The 20,963-nt window shown below is 73.4% G+C and carries 19 protein-coding genes and 4 tRNA genes; 13 read left to right on the top strand and 10 right to left on the bottom strand.

The window, feature by feature from the left end; all coding sequences use genetic code 11:
* Window positions 1-109: 109 nt before the first annotated feature.
* The gene (locus O2W18_RS13740; protein ID WP_269188074.1) at window positions 110-1,162 is read left to right on the top strand and encodes a YihY/virulence factor BrkB family protein; all 1,053 of its coding nucleotides are present in this window, start codon (window positions 110-112) and stop codon (window positions 1,160-1,162) included.
* Window positions 1,163-1,221: 59 nt separating this feature from the next.
* Here O2W18_RS13740 and O2W18_RS13735 read toward each other — a convergent pair whose 3' ends face one another.
* Together O2W18_RS13735 and O2W18_RS13730 are read right to left on the bottom strand one after the other, a co-directional pair.
* Entirely contained in the window at window positions 1,222-1,983 is a 762-nt protein-coding gene (locus O2W18_RS13735) for an enoyl-CoA hydratase/isomerase family protein (protein ID WP_269188073.1), read from the bottom strand.
* A 77-nt stretch (window positions 1,984-2,060) separates the two neighbouring features.
* Window positions 2,061-2,771: a hemerythrin domain-containing protein gene (locus O2W18_RS13730; protein WP_269188072.1), complete on the bottom strand. Its 711-nt coding sequence runs from the start codon at window positions 2,769-2,771 to the stop codon at window positions 2,061-2,063.
* 124 nt (window positions 2,772-2,895) lie between these two features.
* Between O2W18_RS13730 and O2W18_RS13725 the strand changes: the two genes are divergently transcribed.
* Window positions 2,896-3,114, top strand: a complete 219-nt coding sequence (locus tag O2W18_RS13725) for a hypothetical protein (RefSeq protein ID WP_269188071.1) — start codon at window positions 2,896-2,898, stop codon at window positions 3,112-3,114.
* 55 nt (window positions 3,115-3,169) lie between these two features.
* Window positions 3,170-4,849: a bifunctional 3'-5' exonuclease/DNA polymerase gene (locus O2W18_RS13720; RefSeq protein WP_269188070.1), complete on the top strand. Its 1,680-nt coding sequence runs from the start codon at window positions 3,170-3,172 to the stop codon at window positions 4,847-4,849.
* A gap of 13 nt (window positions 4,850-4,862) precedes the next feature.
* On the opposite strand, the gene O2W18_RS13715 is transcribed toward O2W18_RS13720, so the two are convergent.
* Both O2W18_RS13715 and O2W18_RS13710 read right to left on the bottom strand, forming a co-directional pair.
* Window positions 4,863-5,738, bottom strand: coding sequence for a hypothetical protein (locus O2W18_RS13715; protein WP_269188069.1), 876 nt, complete (start codon window positions 5,736-5,738; stop codon window positions 4,863-4,865).
* Window positions 5,738-5,962 (bottom strand): hypothetical protein, encoded by a 225-nt coding sequence (locus tag O2W18_RS13710; RefSeq protein ID WP_269188068.1) that lies wholly within the window; start codon window positions 5,960-5,962, stop codon window positions 5,738-5,740. The genes O2W18_RS13715 and O2W18_RS13710 overlap by 1 nt, the downstream gene beginning before the upstream one ends.
* 1,615 nt (window positions 5,963-7,577) lie before the next feature.
* Here O2W18_RS13710 and O2W18_RS13705 point away from each other — a divergent pair.
* The gene (locus O2W18_RS13705) at window positions 7,578-8,921 is read left to right on the top strand and encodes a glycosyltransferase (protein WP_269188067.1); all 1,344 of its coding nucleotides are present in this window, start codon (window positions 7,578-7,580) and stop codon (window positions 8,919-8,921) included.
* A gap of 692 nt (window positions 8,922-9,613) precedes the next feature.
* Here the strand turns inward: O2W18_RS13705 and O2W18_RS13700 are convergent.
* Window positions 9,614-9,686: transfer RNA gene (locus O2W18_RS13700), tRNA-Lys, on the bottom strand.
* A gap of 110 nt (window positions 9,687-9,796) precedes the next feature.
* Window positions 9,797-10,465, bottom strand: a complete 669-nt coding sequence (locus O2W18_RS13695; RefSeq protein WP_269188066.1) for a TetR/AcrR family transcriptional regulator — start codon at window positions 10,463-10,465, stop codon at window positions 9,797-9,799.
* A 135-nt stretch (window positions 10,466-10,600) separates the two neighbouring features.
* Between O2W18_RS13695 and O2W18_RS13690 the strand changes: the two genes are divergently transcribed.
* On the top strand, window positions 10,601-11,596 hold the full coding sequence (locus O2W18_RS13690) for an NAD(P)-dependent alcohol dehydrogenase (protein WP_269188065.1): 996 nt from the start codon (window positions 10,601-10,603) through the stop codon (window positions 11,594-11,596).
* Window positions 11,597-11,845: 249 nt separating this feature from the next.
* Here the strand turns inward: O2W18_RS13690 and O2W18_RS13685 are convergent, their stop codons facing one another.
* Both O2W18_RS13685 and O2W18_RS13680 read right to left on the bottom strand, forming a co-directional pair.
* Window positions 11,846-12,661: a hypothetical protein gene (locus O2W18_RS13685; protein ID WP_269188064.1), complete on the bottom strand. Its 816-nt coding sequence runs from the start codon at window positions 12,659-12,661 to the stop codon at window positions 11,846-11,848.
* Between the two features lie 35 nt (window positions 12,662-12,696).
* Window positions 12,697-13,584 (bottom strand): Rieske 2Fe-2S domain-containing protein, encoded by an 888-nt coding sequence (locus O2W18_RS13680; RefSeq protein WP_269188063.1) that lies wholly within the window; start codon window positions 13,582-13,584, stop codon window positions 12,697-12,699.
* A gap of 222 nt (window positions 13,585-13,806) precedes the next feature.
* Between O2W18_RS13680 and O2W18_RS13675 the strand changes: the two genes are divergently transcribed.
* Together O2W18_RS13675 and O2W18_RS13670 are read left to right on the top strand one after the other, a co-directional pair.
* Entirely contained in the window at window positions 13,807-14,352 is a 546-nt protein-coding gene (locus O2W18_RS13675) for a GtrA family protein (protein ID WP_269188062.1), read from the top strand.
* Window positions 14,353-14,458: 106 nt separating this feature from the next.
* Complete coding sequence (locus O2W18_RS13670) at window positions 14,459-14,785, top strand: hypothetical protein (protein WP_269188061.1); 327 nt, start codon at window positions 14,459-14,461, stop codon at window positions 14,783-14,785.
* 2 nt (window positions 14,786-14,787) lie between these two features.
* Here the strand turns inward: O2W18_RS13670 and O2W18_RS13665 are convergent, their stop codons facing one another.
* Complete coding sequence (locus O2W18_RS13665; RefSeq protein ID WP_269188060.1) at window positions 14,788-15,420, bottom strand: AMIN-like domain-containing (lipo)protein; 633 nt, start codon at window positions 15,418-15,420, stop codon at window positions 14,788-14,790.
* Window positions 15,421-15,537: 117 nt separating this feature from the next.
* On the opposite strand from O2W18_RS13665, the gene O2W18_RS13660 reads away from it, so the two are divergent.
* From O2W18_RS13660 to O2W18_RS13640, 5 genes are all read left to right on the top strand, one after another.
* A tRNA-Glu gene (locus tag O2W18_RS13660) sits at window positions 15,538-15,610 on the top strand.
* Between the two features lie 73 nt (window positions 15,611-15,683).
* A tRNA-Asp gene (locus tag O2W18_RS13655) sits at window positions 15,684-15,760 on the top strand.
* A gap of 24 nt (window positions 15,761-15,784) precedes the next feature.
* Window positions 15,785-15,858 (top strand) — tRNA-Phe (locus tag O2W18_RS13650).
* 110 nt (window positions 15,859-15,968) lie between these two features.
* A complete protein-coding gene (locus O2W18_RS13645; RefSeq protein ID WP_269188059.1) occupies window positions 15,969-16,709 on the top strand; it encodes a response regulator transcription factor in 741 nt (246 codons plus the stop codon).
* 16 nt (window positions 16,710-16,725) lie between these two features.
* Window positions 16,726-18,216: a sensor histidine kinase gene (locus O2W18_RS13640; protein WP_269188058.1), complete on the top strand. Its 1,491-nt coding sequence runs from the start codon at window positions 16,726-16,728 to the stop codon at window positions 18,214-18,216.
* A gap of 11 nt (window positions 18,217-18,227) precedes the next feature.
* On the opposite strand, the gene O2W18_RS13635 is transcribed toward O2W18_RS13640, so the two are convergent.
* Window positions 18,228-19,268 carry a glycosyltransferase gene (locus O2W18_RS13635; protein WP_269188057.1) on the bottom strand — a complete coding sequence of 347 codons (1,041 nt, stop codon included), beginning with the start codon at window positions 19,266-19,268 and terminating at the stop codon, window positions 18,228-18,230.
* Between the two features lie 266 nt (window positions 19,269-19,534).
* Between O2W18_RS13635 and O2W18_RS13630 the strand changes: the two genes are divergently transcribed.
* Window positions 19,535-20,959 (top strand): hypothetical protein, encoded by a 1,425-nt coding sequence (locus O2W18_RS13630; protein ID WP_269188056.1) that lies wholly within the window; start codon window positions 19,535-19,537, stop codon window positions 20,957-20,959.
* Window positions 20,960-20,963 lie beyond the last annotated feature (4 nt).

Below are 20,963 nucleotides of genomic sequence, written 5' to 3'. Positions count from 1 at the left end.
ACCCTGCTGAGACCCACCGGAGCCGGAATTCCTGGACGCCAGGCGTGCGACAGCTGCTGCCGGGGCACCCACGGACCGACCCAGCCCGCGTCGATCACCGGAGGCCCCGATGGCCGGAGCAAGTGCACGAACCCCCCACGAGGGCCGCAACACGACGGACGACCGCGATCCGACCACCGCCCGCGACGGCGGGGACATCGCCCCCGGCGACGACAACATCACGCACGAGCGGGCCGACTTCGCGCCCACCGGCGTGGACACCGACACGAGCACCGGCGGGACGCTCAAGCGCACCGCCAAGGAGTTCAGCGAGGACGGGCTGACCGACTGGGCGGCCACGCTCACCTACTACGGCGTGCTGGCGCTCTTCCCCGCGCTCACCGCGCTGGCGTCGATCATCGGCCTGCTCACCGACCCGGAGGAGCTGACCACCGCGCTCACCGAGGTCGTGCCGGAGCAGGCGGCCACCACGCTGAACCCGGTGATCGAGCAGGTCGCCGGCAGCCCCACCGCTGCCGGCTTCGGTCTGGTCCTCGGTCTCGTGGGCGCCATCTGGACGGCGTCGGGCTACGTCGGCGCGTTCACCCGGGCGGCCAACGTGGTCTACGAGACCCGTGAGGGCCGCAAGATCTGGAAGCTCAAGCCCCTGCAGCTGCTGGTCACGCTGATCGGCATCCTGTTCGCCGCGCTGATCCTGGCGATGCTGGTGCTCAGCGGCCCGGTGGTCGACGCAGTCGGCCAGGCCATCGGCCTGGGCGACACCGTGCTCACCGTCTGGACCTGGGTGAAGTGGCCGGTCATCCTGGTGGTGCTGGCGCTGATGATCGCCGTGCTCTACTACGCCACCCCGAACGCGAAGCTGCGCGGCTTCAAGTTCATCAGCCCCGGCGCCGGCATGGCGATCCTGGTGGCGATCGTCGCCTCCGGGCTGTTCGCCTTCTACGTGGCGAACTTCGGCAGCTACAACGCCACCTACGGGGCGCTGGCCGGCGTGGTGATCTTCCTGATCTGGTTCTGGCTGATCAACCTCGCCCTGCTGTTCGGCATCGAGCTCGACTCCGAGATGGAGCGGACGAAGGAGCTCAAGGACGGCGTGCCGCGTGCGGACAAGGAGATCCAGCTCGACGCCCGGGACGACCCCAAGCGTCAGCAGACCACCTGATCCACCCCGTACGACACGGCGGCCCCCGGTCCTGCTGGACCGGGGGCCGCCGCGCGTCCTCAGTCGGTCGGCCGGCGCATCGACCACATCTGGGCGGGGCGCTCGAACTGGGTGGCGATCTCCCAGCTGACCCCGGGCGGCCCGGTCTCCTTGCGGAAGTTCCCGACCGCCAGCCGGGCCAGCGCCGGGTCCCGGGCCACCCGGGCGGCGAGCTCCCGGGCGCGCCCCTCGACGGCGTCCTCGTCGTGGGTCTCCCACGCCAGGCCCAGGCGGACGGCGGCCTCGCCGTCGACCTCCTCGCCGAAGAGCGCCATCGCCGCGGCGGCCTCCCGCCCGACCAGCCGGGAGAGCAGCACGAAGTGCCCACCGCCGGGGTGGATGCCGCGCTTGAGGAAGCCGCAGATCAGCCGGGCGTCGCGGGCGACGATCCGCAGGTCGGCGGCGAGCAGCATGTTCATCCCGGCGCCGACCGCCGAGCCCCGGACGGCGGCGATCGTCGGCACCCGGACCTGGCCGAGCCGGTAGAACGAGTCGTAGATCGCGCCCATGCCGGCGTACGCCTCAGGCGCCGCCGGGTCGCGGCCGGCGTCGGTCAGGGTCTGCACGTCGCCACCGGCGCAGAACGACTTCCCGACCGCCTGCACGACGAGCGCGCCCACGTCCTCGCGGGCGTCGACCTCGTCGAAGGTGGCGATCAGCTCGGCGGCCATCGCGGGGGTGAGCGCGTTGCGCCGCTGCGGTGCGTTGAGCGTCACGACGGCGACGCCGTCGGACACCTCGAGCTGGACCTCGCCTGAGCTCTGGCCTGGACTGCCGGACATGCGGCTCCCTCGCGTCGTCGGCCGGCGACGGTGCCGACCGTGTCCCTGCGATCAGACCACGCGGCCGACACGGCCACTCAGCGGCTGGTCGACTGCCCGTCGTCACCGCGGCGGGCCGGCGGCACCCGCTCCACCCATCCGGCGACCGTGGCCAGTCCCCGGCTGACCGCCTGGCCGGCCGGGGCGATCCGGCCCGGGGCGTACTGCACCCCCGCGTCGACCAGGTCGCGGGTGCGGTCGAGCACCGACAGCGGCAGCCCGGAGAGGGCGTTCCCCGGCGGGCGGCGGGAGACGGTCGGGTGCGGCCGGGTCGGCGAGACCCGCCGGGCCAGCTGCCACTGGCGGCCGAGTCGGCGCAGCGCCTCGTCGTCCACGGCTGCCTGCAGGCGGGGGAACATCACGTCCTCCTCGTCCCGGACGTCCTCGCGCAGCACCTCCACCAGGCGGGCCAGCGCCACTGCCCGGCGCGGGTCGTCGTGCCCGAGCGCCTCCAGCTCGCTGACCAGCTCGTTGACCTCCTGGTGCTCCTCCTCGACCTGGCGGGTCAGCGCGTCGCCGTCGGGCAGCACCCGGCGGATCACCGGCCAGAGCACCGTCTCCTCGGCGAAGGCGTGGCTGAAGACCAGCCGGTCGACCCGGCGCAGGACCCGCTCCTGGTCCGTGCCGGTGGTGCTGTCGAGCTCGTGCAGCAGCCGGTCCAGCTCCGCGTGGTCCGCGCGCTGACGGGCGAGGACGCTGCCTGGGCCGCCCAGCTCCTCGACGGTCTGGTCGGCGATCGATCGGGACATCGGTGGCTCCTCGCGTGCGACAGCGCGACGTCCGGGGCTGAGACGGACCCGAATCCTGCCCCAGGCCGACCGGTCCCATGCGCCGGCCGGACCCACCCGCCGCCGGTGAGGGACAGTGGGTGCCATGGCGAATCTGATCGGTCGGGCCCGGCGGACGGCGCAGGACCCGGTGGGCGACAAGCTGGCCGGCCCGCTGCACGCGGTCGACCCGGCCGTCGGACGCCCGGCGCTGCAGTCGCACGAGGACGTGTCGGCGCTCTGCGGCACCCATGTGCAGGTGGTGCCGGTGGAGGACGTGCCGGACGACACCGGGCTCTGCCCGGCCTGCCAGTACGGCGACTGACCAGTCCATCCGGGCCGGAGCCCGTCCCGTCGTACCCGTCCAGGACACTGCCGCGGTGACCACGGGCAGGCCGGCGCCGGAGGACGGCGTCCCTGACCGGGTGCTCCTGGTCCGCACGGCGCCCGGTCAGGTCGAGGCGCGGGAGCTCTCCGGCGGCGTCGCCGGCCCGCCGGTGCGGCTGCCGGAGGAGGAGCTGCCCGGGTTCGTGCGGCAGCGCCCACGCACCCGCTGGGTCTGGGACGACACCACCCGCTGGTACCCGGCGCTGCTGGCGGCCGGGGTGCGGGTGGAGCGCTGCAGCGACCTGCGGCTGAGCCGGGCACTGCTGCGCCACTCCCCCCTCGTCGACCAGACGTCCCTCGCCGGGGACGACGCCGCGGCCTGGGACGCGCTGGCCCCGGTCGCCGCCGAGGAGCACACCCTCTTCGCCCTCGACGACCTGGCCGAGCGGCTCGACCCGGTGGCCGAGCACAGCCGGCAGCAGGCGGCCCTGGCCGCGGCGCCCGAACGTGGGCGGCTGGCCCTGCTGCTGGCCGCGGAGTCCTCCGGCGCCCTGGTGGCCGCGGAGCTGACGCACGCCGGGCTGCCCTGGCGCGCCGACGTCCACGACCGGCTGCTGACCGAGCTGATGGGCCCGCGGCCGCCGCGGGGGCAACGGCCGGCGCAGCTGGAACGGCTGGTCCCGGAGATCCGCGCCGCCCTGGGCGCGCGGCAGCTGAACCCGGACTCCCCCGGCGAGCTGCTACGGGCGCTGCAGAACGCCGGGCTGCCGGTGAGCGACACCCGGTCCTGGACGCTGGAGCAGCTGGACCACCCCGGCGTCCCGCCGCTGCTGGAGTACAAGAAGCTGGCCCGGCTGCTCGCGGCGAACGGCTGGGCCTGGCTGGACAGCTGGGTGCGCGACGGCCGGTTCCGCCCCACGTACCTGCCCGGCGGGGTGGTGACCGGCCGGTGGGCGTCGTCCGGCGGCGGGGCGCTGTCGGTGCCGACCCAGATCCGCCCGGCGGCCGTCGCCGACGCGGGGTGGCGGTTCGTCGTCGCCGACGTCGCCCAGCTGGAGCCCCGGGTGCTCGCCGGGATGAGCGGCGACACCGCCATGGCCGAGGCGGCGCGCGCGGCAGACCTGTACCAGGCGATGGTCGACAGCGGCGCCGTCCCGAGCCGCAGCGACGCCAAGCTCGGGATGCTCGGCGCGATGTACGGCGGCACCCGGGGCGAGAGCGGGCGGATGCTCCCCCGGCTGGCGCGCCGCTACCCGCGGGCCATCGGGCTGGTCGAGGAGGCCGCCCGGGCCGGCGAGCGTGGCGAGGTGGTGCACACCCTGCTCGGCCGCGGGTCCCCGCCGCCGACCGGCGCGTGGGCCGAGCACTCCCTCGAGCCCGCGGACGACGGGGTGCCATCCGAGGAGCACGCCCGCGACCGCCGCGCCTGGGGCCGGTTCACCCGGAACTTCGTCGTCCAGGGCACCGGCGCCGAGTGGGCGCTGTGCTGGCTGGCCGACCTGCGCAACCGGCTCTGGCGACTCGGCGACGCCGGCGAGCTCACCGACCGCCCGCACCTGGTGTTCTTCCTGCACGACGAGGTCGTGGTGCACACCCCCGCCGACCTCGCCGGCGAGGTGACCGCGGCGGTGCACCAGGCCGCAGCGCAGGCCGGCCGGCTGCTGTTCGGCGACTTCCCCGTCGACTTCCCGCTCGACGTCTCCGTCGTCGACTCGTGGGCCGACGCGCACTGAACCGGCGGCCGGTTCAGTGCGGGTCGACCGCCACCAGCGAGCAACCGGCGGTGCCGAACGGCTGGACGTCGAAGCCCAGCTGCAGCAGGCACTCGGCGATCGCGGCGTTCATCGTGCGCTGCACCGCCTCGTGCACATCGGCACCGCGCATCTGGTGGCGGCTCATCCGGTCGTGCTGGTGCCAGCTGACCAGCACACCCGGGTGCCCGGGCTCCGGTGTGAGGCACACGCCGCCGGCCGGCCCCTCCCCCGCGCAGTCGTGCAGCTGCAGCCCCGCCTCGACCAGAGCCGCGGCCACCTCGACCCCCAGCGAGACGAGGTCGTCCTCCTCCGCCAGCGGCCCGTCCCACTCCTCGGGCAGCCGGTCGAGCTGGTCACCGAGGTCGCTGAGCCACTCCCGCTCGGCCGGCAGCTGCCGGCGGACCAGCCGGCCATCGGAGCGGAGCACGCCGTAGACGGCTCGGCCGGCACCCGCCGGTGCCGCGGACATCGCCAACCAGTCCGCCTCGATCGGGTCGGCGAAGGGGCCCGCCAGCACCTGCTCCCGTGCGCCGTCCCCCGACTCCTCGACCAGCCACCAGGCCGGCGGGGTGCCCTGCGCGCCGCCCTGCCGGCCCGCCGGGTGCGCCGCCATGCCCGGGGTGGCCACCGGTGCCACGACGTTGGCCGGCTCAGCGGCCCGCAACGGGGCTGCCACACCGCCGGGGACCGCTGCCGCCCCCACCGCCACCGGGGCAGCGACCGGGGCTGCGGCCTCGGCCGTGGCCCGCTGGCCCTGCACCTGGTTGCGCTCGAACTCGTACCGCGCGGTCGAGCTCTGCGCGAGGGCCACGACCAGCGCAGCCAGCACCACGAAACCGACCACCGCGACCACCGGCCAGAGCAGCATCACTGCCACCCGACGGAGACGGCGCCCCAGCTGGCGGCCCGACGCGAGGAACCCTGGGCCCACCGCAGGAGCGAGGAGCCGGACGACCGCAGGGAGGTGCGCACCGACGTCATCTCTTCCTCGCCGGGCTCGAACAGCTGGAGCAGAGCGGCCAGGTCCAGCTCCTCCTCCGCCGGGATCGCGGTGGACGACGGGCGGGGTGCGAGGTCGAGCGCGGTGTTCACAGGGGGCTCCTCGGTGCAGTCCGTCGCGGCTGGGGAAGTGCCGCGGACATGCCAAAAGCTAGGGCTCCCGCCGTGCCGGACGACGCGCTTTCACACCGTCATCACGGTCCCGTCACCGAATCGTTGTGCAAGCCACCCGAACGGTCGATGACCGGCCTCTCAGCAGCCGCCTTGTCGACATCTTCCCTGCGCTGAACTGGGCTTTTCCCAGATCACGGGACGGTCATCAAGATCTGGGACGTTCAATCGGCATGTTGCGCCCGCCATTCCGCATGACGCCCCTTCCTATCGGAGCCACGACTCCCGGACGCGCAATGACACTTCCCGCGCACGGGCTCGTGCTGCAGCTGCACCGTCCCGGTGCGGGCGGAATGCCCGACGGCGGGGTCTGTGGACCTGATGGTCAGCGGCGACGCGCCGCACGCAACACGATGGGGGCCAGGAGCCCCGCGGATGCGGCCGCGTCGAGTGCCAGGGTCACCCGCAGCGGCATCGGCCATCGTCCGCGCGCTTGAACGCCCTTGGCGGTGGGTGCTCGGTCTGCTTGCCCGGCACGTGAACGGGGCCAACGTCTCGCACCGGGTCGCGCTGGATGGCCTCGTGCTTGACGGCAAGATGGAGGACGCCGCTCAGGACGGACCGTGCGGTCCTCACCGCGTGGGGCCGCTGGTCTCCCCGATCCCGCGCAGCCACCGCCCGATGTTGACCACTTTGACCTCTCGGGAGGGTCAGGTGAGCAGACCGAGAGGGTGGCGGTGTCCCTCTGACGCTGCCTGAATAGTGCTTCTCTGACCGCGCCGCTACGCCACATTCTCCGGCGCTTCGGGGCAGAACGATTCATGCCACTCGCCCCGACGAGCACCGCAAAGACACTCGGCGGTGGCGGAGGGGTAGGAGGTCTCGGTGGCTGCGGCGCGCCGTTCTTCACGAAAGAACCGCTGGGCCATCCGCTCCATTGCACTTGCTCGCCGGTACCGGCTAACCAGACGTGCGATGCCGTAAACGACCGCGATCCAGAAGATGACCCAATAAGCTGTTCGTGTCCACGGCGCCGCACTGTGCTAGCTTCCGACACAGATCAGGGGCTGACGCTCCGCTGCCTCACACGATCGTGTGGCTCGTCCTGCGCAACGGTCGACCGGCTAGACCCGTCGAGTAATGAAGCCCTAGTTCGCCACCCGCAGCAGCCGCGGAGTTGGCCGCCTGACGACACTTCGAGCTCCGCCGTCACCGTGATGGCGGAGCTCAGTGGCATTTCCGTCTTAGTTCCGCACAGTCAGGACCGACGGCCGGTGTACCCGCAACTGATTCAGGCGTCCTTCGATCGCAGACTCGTTCTGACAACACACCCGCAGACGCAGGAAGCGCCCCCGGCTCGAGCTAAACGCTCGGGTCCGGGGGTCTTGTTGTCGCAGGTCACAGTCCCGCGCGGCGCTTACTGTTGGTGACGAAACATGTATAGGTTGCCCATTCTGTTCCCACTTCCGGAACGCTACCGTCACTCGTCGTGCCTACAGCGACGAAACCCTCCGTCACGGAGCGTTCACAGGATCTCCAGCACCTCAGCCGTCGGTACCGCCATCGGGGGAACCGGACGCAGTCGAACGTCATCACCGTGACCCCGAATCCGTGGCTGATCACCGGCATCTTCGCCGCGATTCTGGCCGTCGGGGTCGCCTGGTTCGAGTGGCGCGGAAGCCCCGGCTGGACGATCTACGGCGGGGCGGTGGCGGTGATCCTCGGGTCGAAGCTGCTGCTGTCCCTGCTGCCCGCCCGTCGCTGGGGACCGGCACCTGATCTGCGGGTCGCCGTCGTCGTCCCGTTCTACAACGAGGACCCGGCGATCCTGGCCCGCGCGCTGGACAGCATCGACTCGCAGACCCACACCCCGACCGCCGTCTACATCATCGACGACGGCTCAACCCTGGACGACGCCCGCACGATGGCGCACAAGTGGGCCGAGAGCCGTCCGCACGCCACCGTCATCTACCAGGCCAACGCAGGTAAGCGCGAGGCGATGGGGCAGGCGTTCCGGGCACTGGCCGGCTTTGTCGACATCTTCGTGTGCGTCGACTCCGACACGGTTCTCGAGCCCGCCGCGATCCGTCGTGGACTGGCCCCGTTCTCCGATCCGCGCACCGCTGCGGTCACCGGCACCGTCGTGGCGCTGAACCAGGACAAGGGCCTGCTGCCGCGACTGCTGGACCTGCGCTACGTGAACGCCTTCCTGTACGAGCGGGCCGCGTACTCCCGGCTCGGGTCGGTGCTGTGCGTGTGCGGGTCGCTGGCGTTCTGGCGCGCGGAGATCGTCGCCAAGCACCTCGATGAGTTCCTGGGGCAGACGTTCCTGGGGGCACCGGCCGTCGCGGGGGACGACCGGCACCTCACCAACCTGTCCCTGCTGCACGGCCGCGTGGTTCTGGCTCACGGGGCGGTGGCTCGTACCGCAGTCCCGGAGAAGAGCGGACACCTGATCCGGCAGCAGATCCGCTGGGGCAAGTCGTTCTTCCGCGAGTCGTGGTGGGCGTTGACCCACCTGTCACCGAAGCGGGTCGCGTGGTGGCTGACAGCGGTCGAGTCCGTGTCGTGGGCCGGGTTCACCATCGGTCTGTTGATGACGGCGTTCATTCTGCCGATGGTCACGGGGCAGTTCCTGCTGGTTGACTACCTGGGCTGGATCGTGCTGGCCGGCTATGGGCGGTCGGTTCACGTGTTCAGTGTTCGGCGCCCGGACTGGTCGCGGTGGGAGCAGGCTGGCGCGTTCCTGCTAGCCCCGGTGTACGGGATGCTGCACGTGATGGTGCTGCTGCCGCTGCGCATCTACTCGCTGGCGACGCTGCGGCAGACGGCGTGGGGTACCCGGGCTGCGGTGGAGGTGTCGGACGCTGAGCCGAACGTGGTGACCGTGCTGCCGAGTGAGTCGCTGGCGCTCGAGCCCGCGGTCGCGGTCGCTCACTGATCCTGGAACGCACGAAACGGCCCACACCGCCAAAAGCGGGGTGGACCGTTTCCTGTGCGCGATTAGCACTGTTGGACACGGATACGGTAGGCAGTGACTCCCCACGTCGTTTGTGGAAGCGGTCCGCTGGTCTTCCTAGTTGCTGGAGGAGACGTAGTCGAGACCGACCGTGTCGGCGGGCACAAAGTCCCCATCGGGCGGGGCACCTTCGTTGATGCAGCCGGTGCCGAGATCCACGAGCATCCCCGGCCGGAATGAACGACCGAATGGTCGCAATGGGCTCGACTGTGGCCTCCTGCACCATTGCGTCACAGCTTCATGGCCACGACCGGGAATGTTGCACTCAGACACTCCTCCAGTTGCCGGTCGTCGCCCACTCGCTGCTTCTGCACAACGGCGACCGCCCTCCACCCTGGCGATGTCGGTGATCTCTCGGTTGCCGACAAAGATGCAGGCCTGCACGTCAATGGGCGGCAGTTCACCGTTCCAGCCGCCGCCAGATTCCCCACTGGCACTGCCGGAGGACTCCCGAGTCACCATGTGCTCGGTACTTACTCCCACGTCGTTGCCGAGTTGGCCGAGGACGCTGCTCGGCGCATGGGGGGCACTATGGGGCTGACTGGCCACGACAGCGGCACCGGGTGCCCTAGACCGGGCACCCCACCCGCGATAAACGCGCAGTTCAAGTGCGGTGGGCCCCGAGGGGATCGAACCCTCAACCCGCGGATTAAAAGTCCGCTGCTCTGCCAGTTGAGCTAGAGGCCCGGTGGGTGCAGGGATCCCCAGGCGACCCACGACCGGCGTGGACCTCGGTGGCCCCGCGGCCCGGGTGCGAGGTTACCGCTGGGAGCAGCGAGGCCCCCGGCCTGTGCCGACTACCGGCCCCCTCGCGCAGCTGCCTGCTCCAGCCCGTCCAGCACCAGGTCCAGGCCGAACTCGAACTCCTCGCCGTAGTCGTAGCCGGGCTGCAGCACGTGCGCAGTCGCCAGCTCGACCAGGTGCGGGTACACCCCGGGCGGGAGCTGGGCCAGCATCTCCTCCGCCAGCTCGGCGGTCTGCTCGGCCGTCTCGAACGGCAGCGAACGCTCCTGCAGCGCGAACCCGTAGACGTAGCTGTCGATGGCCGAGAAGGCGTGCGCGGTCAACCCGACCGAGAAGCCGGCTCCCCGCAGGCAGCCGATGACCGCGTCGTGGTGCGTCAGGGTGGCCGGGCCGGGCGTCGTGCGCGACTCCATCAGGCCGATCGCCCAGCGGTGCCGGGACAGGACCTCGCGCATCGAGACCGCCCGGCGTCGCATCGCCGGTTTCCAGCCGACCCCGCTGGCGGGCAGGTCGACCTCGCCGAAGACCAGGTCGATCATGCCGTCGAGCAGGTCGACCTTGTTCGCCACGTGGTGGTACAGCGACATCGCCTCCACCCCGAGCGCCTGACCCAGCTTCCGCATGCTCAGCGACTCGATGCCGGTCTCACCGGCCAGCGCCACGGCCGCCCGCAGCACCCGATTCCGGTCCAGGGGCGCACGTGCGGCGTCCGTCGGGCTCATGCCCCTCCTCTCGTCCTTGACAACCTTACGCTGTAAGGAACAGCCTTACGGCGTAAGGGACCCACTGACGGAAGCGATCCGATGACCCGCACACAGCGAACCGACGCACGCTCCCCGCACCGCTCCGCCGACCGGATGACAGCAGTCGTCCACGACCGGTACGGCACCGAACCGGAGGAGGCCCTCCGGGTCGCGGAGGTCGATCGACCGGCCATCGACGCCGACGAGGTGCTGGTACGCGTTCGCGCCGCGAGCATCGACCGGGGCACCTGGCACGTCATGGCCGGGCTGCCGTACCCCGTCCGCGCCGGGTTCGGCCTGCGGCGACCGAGGGACACCAACCCCGGCCGGAGCCTGGCGGGGGTCGTCACCGCCGTCGGCGCGGACGTCGCCGGCTTCGCACCCGGTGACGAGGTGTTCGGCGTCGGTCGCAGCTCCTTCGCCGAGTGCTCCCGTGCCCGGGCCGACAAGCTCGCGCCCAAGCCCGGGAACCTGTCCTTCGAGCAGGCGGCCGCGGTGCCGATCTCCGGGCTCACCGCCCTCCAGGCGGTCCGCGACCAGGGCCGGGTCACGGCTGGGCAGCGGGTCCTGGTCATCGGCGCCTCCGGCGGCGTGGGCACCTTCGCCGTCCAGCTCGCCGTGCACCTCGGGGCCGAGGTGACCGGGGTCTGCAGCGGCTCGAAGACCGACCTCGTCCGGGCACTGGGAGCCCAGCACGTCATCGACCACACCCGCGAGGACGTCACCGCCGGCGGCCACCGCTACGACGTCGTCCTCGACATCGGCGGGAACCGCCCGCTCGGCCGGCTGCGCCGGGTGCTCAGCCCCCGTGGCCGGCTGGTCATCGTCGGCGGCGAGACGAGCGGGCGGTGGCTGGGCGGCACCGACCGCCAACTGCGCGCCCAGCTGCTCTCCCCGTTCGTCGGGCAGACGCTGGGGACCTTCCTCTCCTCAGAGAACGCCCGGGACCTGCAGACCCTGCGCGAGCTCATCGAGTCCGCCGCGCTCACGCCCGTCGTCGACCGGACCCTCCCGCTCGACCAGGTCGCGGCAGGCATCCGGCACCTCCTCGACGGCCACGCCCGCGGCAAGGTCGTCCTCACGGTCCCGGAGAACCTGTCGGGAACCTGACCAGCCCAACAACGACCGGCGGCCGCCCGCCGTTGGTCGCTGAGCGCTGCCTCCGGGCGCGCGATGCCGCGCTCACTGACCAGCAACGTGCACTGACGCCGAGGGGGCTGCTCAGAGCATGGTGAAGATCAGGAAGAGCAGTGCGGTGAGCAGCAGGCTGACCAGCAGCGACCCCAGGCACCCGAGCCGGCTGGTGAAGAAGAGGAACACCGCCCTCGGATGCCCGCCGCACCGGCCGGTCAACCACGGTCAGGCGGTGCAGACCCGGCCGAGCAGCTCCTGCAGCTGCGCCGCCTGCGCCTCGTCCACGGGCAGGTCGACCGCCACCTCGTCGCCGTCCCCGACGGCCAGCCGGAGCGGGAAGGCGAAGGGCTGCTTGGTCTCGGCCAGCACGTGCGGCTCGCAGGTGGCCGGTCGGAAGGTCACCGGCAGCCGCAGCCGGTCCCGCCCCGGGGCGAGAGTGGCCGGGAGGTCGGCGTCCAGCGTCGGTTCCAGGACCACGCTGCGTCCGAGCGCGGCGACCTGCACCGGCTCGTCGCCGGTGCGCCGGGTGAGCACCAGCTCACCGGTCACCGCGTCCCCCGCGGCGGCCAGCTCCTCGACGGCGACGTCCACCACCTCGGCCACCGCGACGGCCGCGCACTCCTCGGCGTGCACCTGCGCGAGCGTCTCGCCGGCCAGCGGCACCTGTACCTCGTCGACGACCCCATCGGGCCGGACGACGGTGAGCCGGGCCGCTGCCGGGTCCGGTGCCTGGGCACAGTCCACCCGCCCGTAGGGAGTCGGCAGGTCGATCGTCCGCCTCGGCGCGTACTCCGCCTCGACCGGACGGGCCGGCAACGGAGCGAAGCCCGGGGAGTCCAGCGCCACCTCGGTGACGGTGAACGGCGCCGTCCCGGTGTTGGTGAGGTGCAGCTGGGCCTGCCCGCCGATCGCCTCGTCGGAACGGAAGCGCAGCACCTCGCCCTCGATGCCAGGGACGTCCGGCAATCCCGGCGGCGCGACGGGCGGCGGACCACCCGCCGCACATCCGGCGACCAGCAGCGCAAGAGCCAGCGTCCGCACGCCGCCGAGCGTAGGGCGGGGTCAGCCGCCGGGCGTCACTTCGTGACGTGCCGGTTGGGCAGCTTCCCGAGCACCCGGCCGGCCTCGTACTTGACCTCGAGCCGCTCCTGGGCCGACGCCGTCGGGCCCCGCCGCGGCTCGCCGCTCTCGAGGTCGAAGGCCGACCCGTGCCACGGGCACACCAGGCAGTCCGCCCCGCGCACCTGCTCCACGGTGCCCTCGGCCAGCGGCCCGCCCACGTGCGCGCAGGAGTTGATGAACGCATCGACCCGCGCCCCCCGACGCACCACGGCCAGCGCCACGGGCGTGCCCTGGCCCTCTCCGGTGCGCAGCGCGGGCCGGCCCTCGGGCAGGTCGTCGAGCGGGCCGAGGTCGATCCAGTCGGTGGTGAGCTGCCGGGCGTCCGTGACGGCGTGGTTCGCACCCGAGGACTGGGCGTAGGACATGTGGCCCCCGATCGCCGCCGAGCCGCTGGCCAGCCCGAGACCGCTGTAGGCCAGCGCCCGCCCGAGCGTGCCGTTGCCCTTGCCGCGGGCCACCAGCGAGCCGACGTAGAGACCCAGCGCGGCGACGTTCGCGACGGCGTGGACCGCCCCCAGCCGGCGGACGGCGTCGTCCTGCTCCGACCAGTCGGCCGCGCCGGCCATCGCCGCGGGCACGCTGGCCGCCACGCCGGTGCCGATCAGCGCGGTGGCCGCCGGGCGGGTCGGCGGCAGGAGGTCCAGGATCCCGGCCGACAGCCAGGTGCCCACCGGGACCATCGCCAGGATCGGGTGCAGCGGGTGGCCGAGCCAGGTGCCGTGCAGCAGGTCGCGGAACGCCTGCGGCTGCAGCACCTTGTTCACCGCCGTCCGGGCGGACTCCAGCTTCGTGTCGAACGACGACACCTCGGACAGGCGGTCCAGCACACCGAACAGGCTCATGCAGCGCCCCATACCCGGTGCGACCGTCCGGAACCCGCCGTCCGCAGGGTCAGTGCCGCGGCGGCCAGGCCGCCGACGACCGGTGCGTGACCACGCTCCGTGAGGGAGGTCACGGAGTGTTGCGGGAACGCTCCGGGAATGCACATGCGTCTCAAGGGTTGCTGTCGGAAGATGACCCTGCTGATCGAGCATGGACCCGTGCTCGCGTCCTGAGGAGGACCCGTGACCTGCCCGTCCCTGCTCCGTCGCACCGCCGTGGACGGCGTGCGCCAGGGACGTCTCGACGGCTGCATCGAGCCCAGGTGGGTGCGGGAGCGGTCCAGCGCGGTGCGGGTGCGGTCCAGCGCGGCGCGCGAGCGACTGCAGCAGGACGACGCCCGCGCGCAGTTCGTCCGCTTCGTCGTCGTCGGCGGGGTCTCCAGCGCGCTCTACGCCGTGGTGTTCATCAGCCTGCAGGGCTTCGGCGCTCAGGTCGCGAACCTGTCCGGCGCGATCGCCTCCACACTGCTGGCCAACGAGATGCACCGCCGGTCGACCTTCCACGCCGGTGGCCGGGTCTCCTGGTTCACCGCCCAGTGGGAGGGCGGCGGCCTGGCCGGGATCGGGCTGGTCGCCACCTCGCTGGCCCTGGCCGGGCTGCACACCCTCACCGGCGACGTGGGCACCGTCGTCCAGCTCAGCCTGATCGCCGCGGTCACCGGTGCGATCGGACTGATCCGGTTCGTCGCCCTGCGCAGCTGGGTGTTCTCCCCGGCTGCCCGCGACTGAGGCCCCAGCGACCGAGCTCGCCGGGAGCGACCACCTCCCGACCGGACGCGACGGCTCGCCGCCGCGGCTGCCCGGGCGCCCGGCGTCCCGGTCCTACGCTGCCCGTATGTCGATCATGGACCGTCCCGCCCGCCTGGCGGCCGGCGCAGCCACCGGGCTGCTGCTGCTCCTGCCGCTGACGGCCTGCAGCTCACCCAGCGTCGCCTGCTCGGGCAACGAGTGCACCGCCACGCTCAGCGGCGACGGCGCGACGGCCACGATCCTCGGCACCGAGCTCTCCTTCGGCGGGACCGAGGACGGCCGGGCCAGCCTCACGGTCGGCAACACGAGCGTCTCCTGCGCCGAGGGTGAGAGCGTCTCGGCCGGGCCGCTGTCGCTGACCTGCACGACGGTGGCGCCCGGGTCGGTGGACCTCAGCGCCTCCCTGGGCTGAGCTCAGCCGGCGTCGGCGACCTCGACCACCAGCCGGGTGGGGTCGCTCAGCGCGGAGACCCGGAACGGCACCTCGGCGCTGGTGCCGATCCAGGCGACCGAGGTGCCCTCGAAGGTGGCGTCGTAGACGACGCCCTGCACGGTGTCGGTGCCCGAGACCGACACCGGCCCCCGGGCGACCTCCTCGGCGCCGGTCTCGTACGGATAGCTCGTGCCCTGCAGCGTCACCTGGAGGAACGCCGTCCCGGGGACGTCGACGGGGGAACCGGACCCCTGGGACGACGGCGCGTCGACGTACTCCACCCGCCAGCCGGGGGTGCCGCTGCCGGCGAGCTCGAAGACCACCCGGTCGTACCCCTCGTGCTCGGCGGCGCGGACGGCGGTCACCGTGAGCCCCTCGGGGTCGACCGGGTCGGCGGTGTCGGCCGAGGTGTCCGCGGGGAACTCCGCGGCCGGGCTCGCCGACGCTGCTGCGGTCGTCTCGGTGGTCGGCTCGGGCGCAGCGCTGCTGGACGAGGCGTCTCCGGTCGACCCCGCACTGTCGGTGTCGGGCTGCGCGGCACAGCCGGCCACCAGCAGGAGGGCAACGGCGAGCCCGGCGGAACGGGTCACCCGGGCGGGACGGCGGATCAGCACGGGGTGGATGCTGGCACGGTGGACGCCGCCGGCCCGGTCGCCACGCGCACCGGCGACCCCCTGTGGGAGGACCTCCGACCGGGCATGTATGGTTCTCACTGCCTCCAGCGACCACGAGCCCCCATCGTCTAGCGGTCCAGGACGCCGCCCTTTCAAGGCGGTAGCACGGGTTCGAACCCCGTTGGGGGCACGCACCATGCACAACAGCACCACAACCACCACGCAGCACAGCTCCACAGCCACGCAGCACGGCTCCACAGCAAGGCCCTGTAGCGCAGTTGGTTAGCGCGCCGCCCTGTCACGGCGGAGGTCGCGGGTTCGAGTCCCGTCAGGGTCGCCACCCGGTGTCCAGTACACCGGGAAGGGGCAGGTAGCTCAGTTGGTACGAGCGCTCGCCTGAAAAGTGAGAGGTCGGCGGTTCGACCCCGCCCCTGCCCACCTCACCTCATCCCCGTCTGCCCAGCCGCGCTCCAGCCGCCGGGCAGACGTCCAGCCACTTCCTGCGTGGCACACAGGAATATCTCAGGTCCAGGACGCACAGTCGGCTCATGACGACGACCTCCCCGGCAGCCAGCTCCCGCGCCCAGCTCACGCGGCCCGACGGCACTGCCCTGCGGGTGCTGGTCGTCGACGACGAGCCCTCGATCTGTGAGCTGCTGTCCATGGCGTTGCGCTACGAGGGCTGGGACGTCCGCACCGCCCACGATGGAGCCGATGCGGTCCGCGCGGCCCGCGAGTTCCGTCCCGACGCCGTCGTCCTCGACGTCATGCTCCCCGACATGGGCGGCCTGGAGGTGCTGCGCCGGCTGCGCGCGGAGACCCCGCTGGTCCCGGTGGTCTTCCTGACCGCGAAGGACGCGCTGGAGGACCGGATCGCCGGGCTCACCGCCGGCGGCGACGACTACGTCACCAAGCCCTTCAGCCTGGAGGAGGTCGCCGCCCGACTGCGCGGCCTGCTGCGCCGCACCAGCCGGGTGGTGGCCGACGACGGCCTCCTGGTGGTCGGCGACCTGACCCTGGACGAGGAGAGCCACGAGGTCACCCGGGCCGGGGAGGACATCCGACTGACCGCCACCGAGTTCGAGCTGCTGCGCTACCTGATGCGCAACCCCAAGCGGGTGCTGTCCAAGGCGCAGATCCTCGACCGGGTCTGGCAGTACGACTTCGGCGGCCAGGGCAACATCGTCGAGCTCTACATCTCCTACCTGCGGCGCAAGATCGACGCCGGCCGCCCGCCGATGATCCACACCCTCCGGGGCGCCGGATACGTGATCAAGCCCGCCGCATGACGTCTGACCACCACCGGTGACCGGCGGCCCCACCCGGTCCCGCCGTTCGTTGCGCACCCGACTGCTCATCGCCTTCGTCGTCCCGCTGGTCCTGGTGCTCGCCCTGGTCGGCGTCGTCTCGGTCACCGCGCTGCGCTCGGAGCTGGTCGGCCAGGTCGACAGCCGGCTGCAGGCGGCCGCCGACCGTTCCCAGGACTACGCCACCGGCCGGGACGGCGAGTGGTTCGACCGCGGGGGCGACGGGCGTGGCGGGCCGGGTGGTCTGGGCGCCCGAGGCCAGGGCGAGAGCACGCTCGGCGCCATGATCATGGACGGGGCCGTCGTCGACTCAGCGGTGCTCGACCAGCGCGGCCAGCCACTGCCGCTGACCGACGCCCAGGAGGCCGTCCTCGCCGAGCTGCCCACCGACGCGGCCCCGGCGACCCGGGACCTCGGCGGCGACCTCGGCGAGTACCGGCTGGTCGCCAACAGCATCCCGAACGGGGTGCTGGTGGACGGGCTGCCGTTGGGGGGCGCCGCCGACGCCGTCCGCAACCTGATCGCGGTGGAGCTGCTGGCCGGGCTGGCCGCGTTGTTCGCCGCCGCCGGCGCCGCCGTGCTCGTCATCCGCCGCACCCTGGCGCCGTTGGACCGGGTGGCGGCCACCGCGACCCGCGTCTCCGAGCTGCCGCTGGCCAGCGGCGAGGTGCAGCTGGCCGAGCGGGTGGCCCCGCAGGACACCGACCCGGGCACCGAGGTCGGCCAGGTGGGGATGGCGCTGAACCGGATGCTCGACCACGTCGAGGGCTCGCTGGCCGCCCGGCAGGAGTCGGAGACCCGGGTGCGCCAGTTCGTCGCCGACGCCAGCCACGAGCTGCGCACCCCGCTGGCCTCCATCCGCGGCTACGCCGAACTGGTCCGGCGGCAGCACACCGAGGTCGCCGGGGACGTCGGGCGCGCGATGAGCCGGGTGGAGTCCGAGGCGCTGCGCATGTCGGCCCTGGTCGAGGAGCTGCTGCTGCTGGCCCGGCTGGACGCCGGCCGGGAGCTCGCCGCCGAGGAGGTCGACCTCACCGCCCTGGCCGTCGACGCGGTCAGTGACGCGCACGTCGCCGGCCCGCGCCACCACTGGCAGCTCGACCTCCCCGACACCCCGGTGCTGGTGCGTGGTGACGCCGCCCGGCTGCACCAGGTGCTGGTCAACCTGCTCGGCAACGCCTGCACCCACACCCCCGAGGGCACGACCGTGACCACCCGGCTGCGGACGGAGTCCGACTGGGCGGTCCTGCAGGTCACCGACGACGGCCCGGGGGTGCCCGCCGGGCTCCAGGGGCACGTCTTCGAGCGGTTCGCCCGCGGTGACGCCTCCCGGTCCCGGTCGGCCGGGAGCACCGGGCTCGGGCTGGCGATCGTGCACGCCGTCGTCACCGCGCACGGCGGCAGCGTGCAGCTGTCCAGCGCACCCGGGCACACCGCCTTCACCGTGCGGTTGCCGCACGCCACGCAGTCCGGTCCCGAGGGCGACTGACCAGCTGCCGCTCAGACCACCGCGGCGTCGGCGGCCACCTGCTCGTAGACCTGGGCGTGCACCTGCTGCACGGCGGCACGCTGCGCGGCCCGCCAGGCACGGTCCACCCGGCCCGGTGCCGGCCGGGTGAGGGCGGCGACCACCGCGGAGGTCAGTGACGCGGCGTCCAGCCCGTGCTCGGGGTCGTTGCCGTACAGGACGACGTCGGCCCACTGCTCGGAGTGCCGGCCACCGCGGGGGACGAGGAGCCGGGTGCCGGCGTCGCGGCACAGCTCCACCCAGCCCGAGTGGGTGCTCGTGCGGCGCGGCAGCACGGACACGTGCAGCCCCTGGAGGTGGCGGACCCAGGCGGCCGGGCCCTGCGGCCAGCTGCGGGCCAGTTCCAGCTGACCGGCGCCGGCGAGCTCCAGCAGCTCCGGCAGCCGTGCGGCGAGGTCGACGTCGGGGTGCACGTCGACCCGCAGCCGGCCGCCACCGGACACTGCGCCCGACAGCGCGGCCCGGACGAGCGTCCCGGGCTCGGCCACCTCCGGACCCAGCCGTCCCAGGTGCAGTCCGACCAGCCGGGTCTCCCGCCCGATGTCGGGGGTGGGCTCGGCCAGCGAGGGGTGGGCGACGACGATCGCCGTCCGGCCGAAGCGGTCGGCGATCTCGTCGGCGGCGCCCCGGGTCAGGGTGAGCACCACCTCCGCGGTGGCCAGCAGGGCACGCAGGTGGGCCCGGTGCCGGGTGCGCCGGAGGGTGCCGTCGGGCGCCTCCCGGGGGGTGAGGTCGTGGACCGTGACCACCAGAGGCACCCCGCAGCGGCGCACCGCCGCCGTCCAGGCGTCCAGCTCCGGGGCCGTCAGGTGCTCGTACCCGCCGTGCAGGTGCAGCACGTCCAGCTCCGCGGCATGGGCGGTGAGGTGCTCGGGGTCCAGCCAGGGGCTGGGCGAGACGTCCGGGCCCACGCGGACGGCGCCGGCCGGGAGCACCGCCGCGGGGTAGGCGCCGGCGTACGGCACGGTCGCCACCCGCAGCGGGCGGGCCTTCTCCTCGGGCACTGCGGTCACGCGGTGGAACGCCTCCTGCGGTCGATCACTCCGACGCGGCAGGGCGGTCCTCCTCGACGAGTGGGTGGGTCCAGCGGATCGCCCCTACCCGGTGTAGCCGCTGCCGAACCGAGAGACAAGGAGCCACTCCTCCCTCCGGGTGACCGCAGCGCGGCGACCCGTTCCCCGTTCCGGTGGCGGTGCGTGCGGTCGGCCTGCCTGGTCGGTTAGCGTTCCCGGTCGGCCGCCGCCAGGCCGCCGTGGAGCTGCGAGAGGCCGGAGGACCAGTGGGCGGAGCCGGCGAGGAGCGCCCCGCCGTCCCGGCGCCCGACCCGGCCGCGCCGGTACCCCCGCTGGTCGGACGCCGCCGTCGCCGTCCGATCGGGTCGATCCTCAGCGCCGCGCTGCTGGTCGTGCTGCTGGCCGGCGCCGGGCTGTTCGCGCTGCTGCGCGAGGACCCGCTCACCTTCGGTGGCCGCTACGTCACCGATCCCGCCGTCGTCCTCGCCGCGGCCGATCGTGCCTTCAGCGACCACGTGGCGATGCGGCAGGGAGTCCGGAGCGCGGACAGCCGCTGTTGGTTCCAGCTCGAGGACGCCGCCGGCTCCGAGCTGCGCCCGGAGCTGCTGTGCGGCCCGGCGCTGTTCGTCGACGGGCAGGACGACGCCAGCTGGCTCCGGTTCCCCCTGACCGGCACCCCGGCGGGCGGCGACGTGCGGCTGTCGGTCGCCGCGCTGCCGGCCGACCCCGCCCCCGAGCCGCTGACCGACCGCGGGCTGCTCCGCCGGCCGGACCGGGAGGAGCCACCGCGGGGCACCGGCGGGCTGACCGCCCCTGCCGTGCCGCAGGCGCCCCCCGGCCACAGCGCGGTCGGGCCGTTCCCCGACGTCACCTGGGCCGAGCCGGCCGGCCCGGCCCGGCTCTCCGGTCCCGCCGCGGCGGTGACGGTGACCGGCCTGGCCCGGCCCGACCGGGTGGGCACCGGGGACGCCGCCCGACGCCCGGCCGAGGGTGAGGAGTTCCTCGCCGTGCGGTACCTGGTGGAGCAGGGCGAGGGCCGCTCCCCCACCCCACCGGCGATCAGCTACCAGGTCCCCGGCCGGGATCCGGTCGTCGTCGCCCCGGCGTTGACCGCCCCGGGCACCACCGTCGAGGCGCTGCTGTCGGTGCCCGTGGACACCACCGTCGCCGACCTCCTGGTCGTCGACGCCGCGGTCGAGCAACGGCTGTCGCTGCTCACCGGCGCCCCCGGCCCGGGCAACCTGCAGGTCCTGGCGCGCACCTCCCGGGAGGCCGACGTGGACGCCGTCCGGCAGCTGTCGGCGACGCTGAGCGCACCCGGCCGGGTCTCCGCGTCCCTGCCCGTCACGATCGCGGTCGGCGGCGGCCGGCTCGAGTGGTTCGTCCAGGACGAGCGGCCGGCCGACCCGAGCCGCGCCCTGCTGCTGCTCGACGTGACGATGGCCCTGCCGGACGCCGCGCCCGGCGCGGTGCCGCCGGGGCTGCTGTCGCTGCGCCTGCCGGACGGGACCACGCTGCGGGCGCTGGACCTGGACGACTCCCCGACGCGGGTGATCACCGCGTTCGACGTGCCGGCCGGCTTCACCGAGGGGGACCTCCTCGTCACCGGCTCCGCGACCTTCCCCGACGGCGCCTCGGTCGACCTGGGCACCGGCCGGGCGACCGTGCCGGTCACCGTCCCCGCCGGCTGACCGC

The organism is Modestobacter sp. VKM Ac-2983 (assembly GCF_026967885.1).
Classification (GTDB): Bacteria; Actinomycetota; Actinomycetes; order Mycobacteriales; family Geodermatophilaceae; genus Modestobacter.
This window is presented reverse-complemented; position numbering and strand designations above follow the sequence as displayed.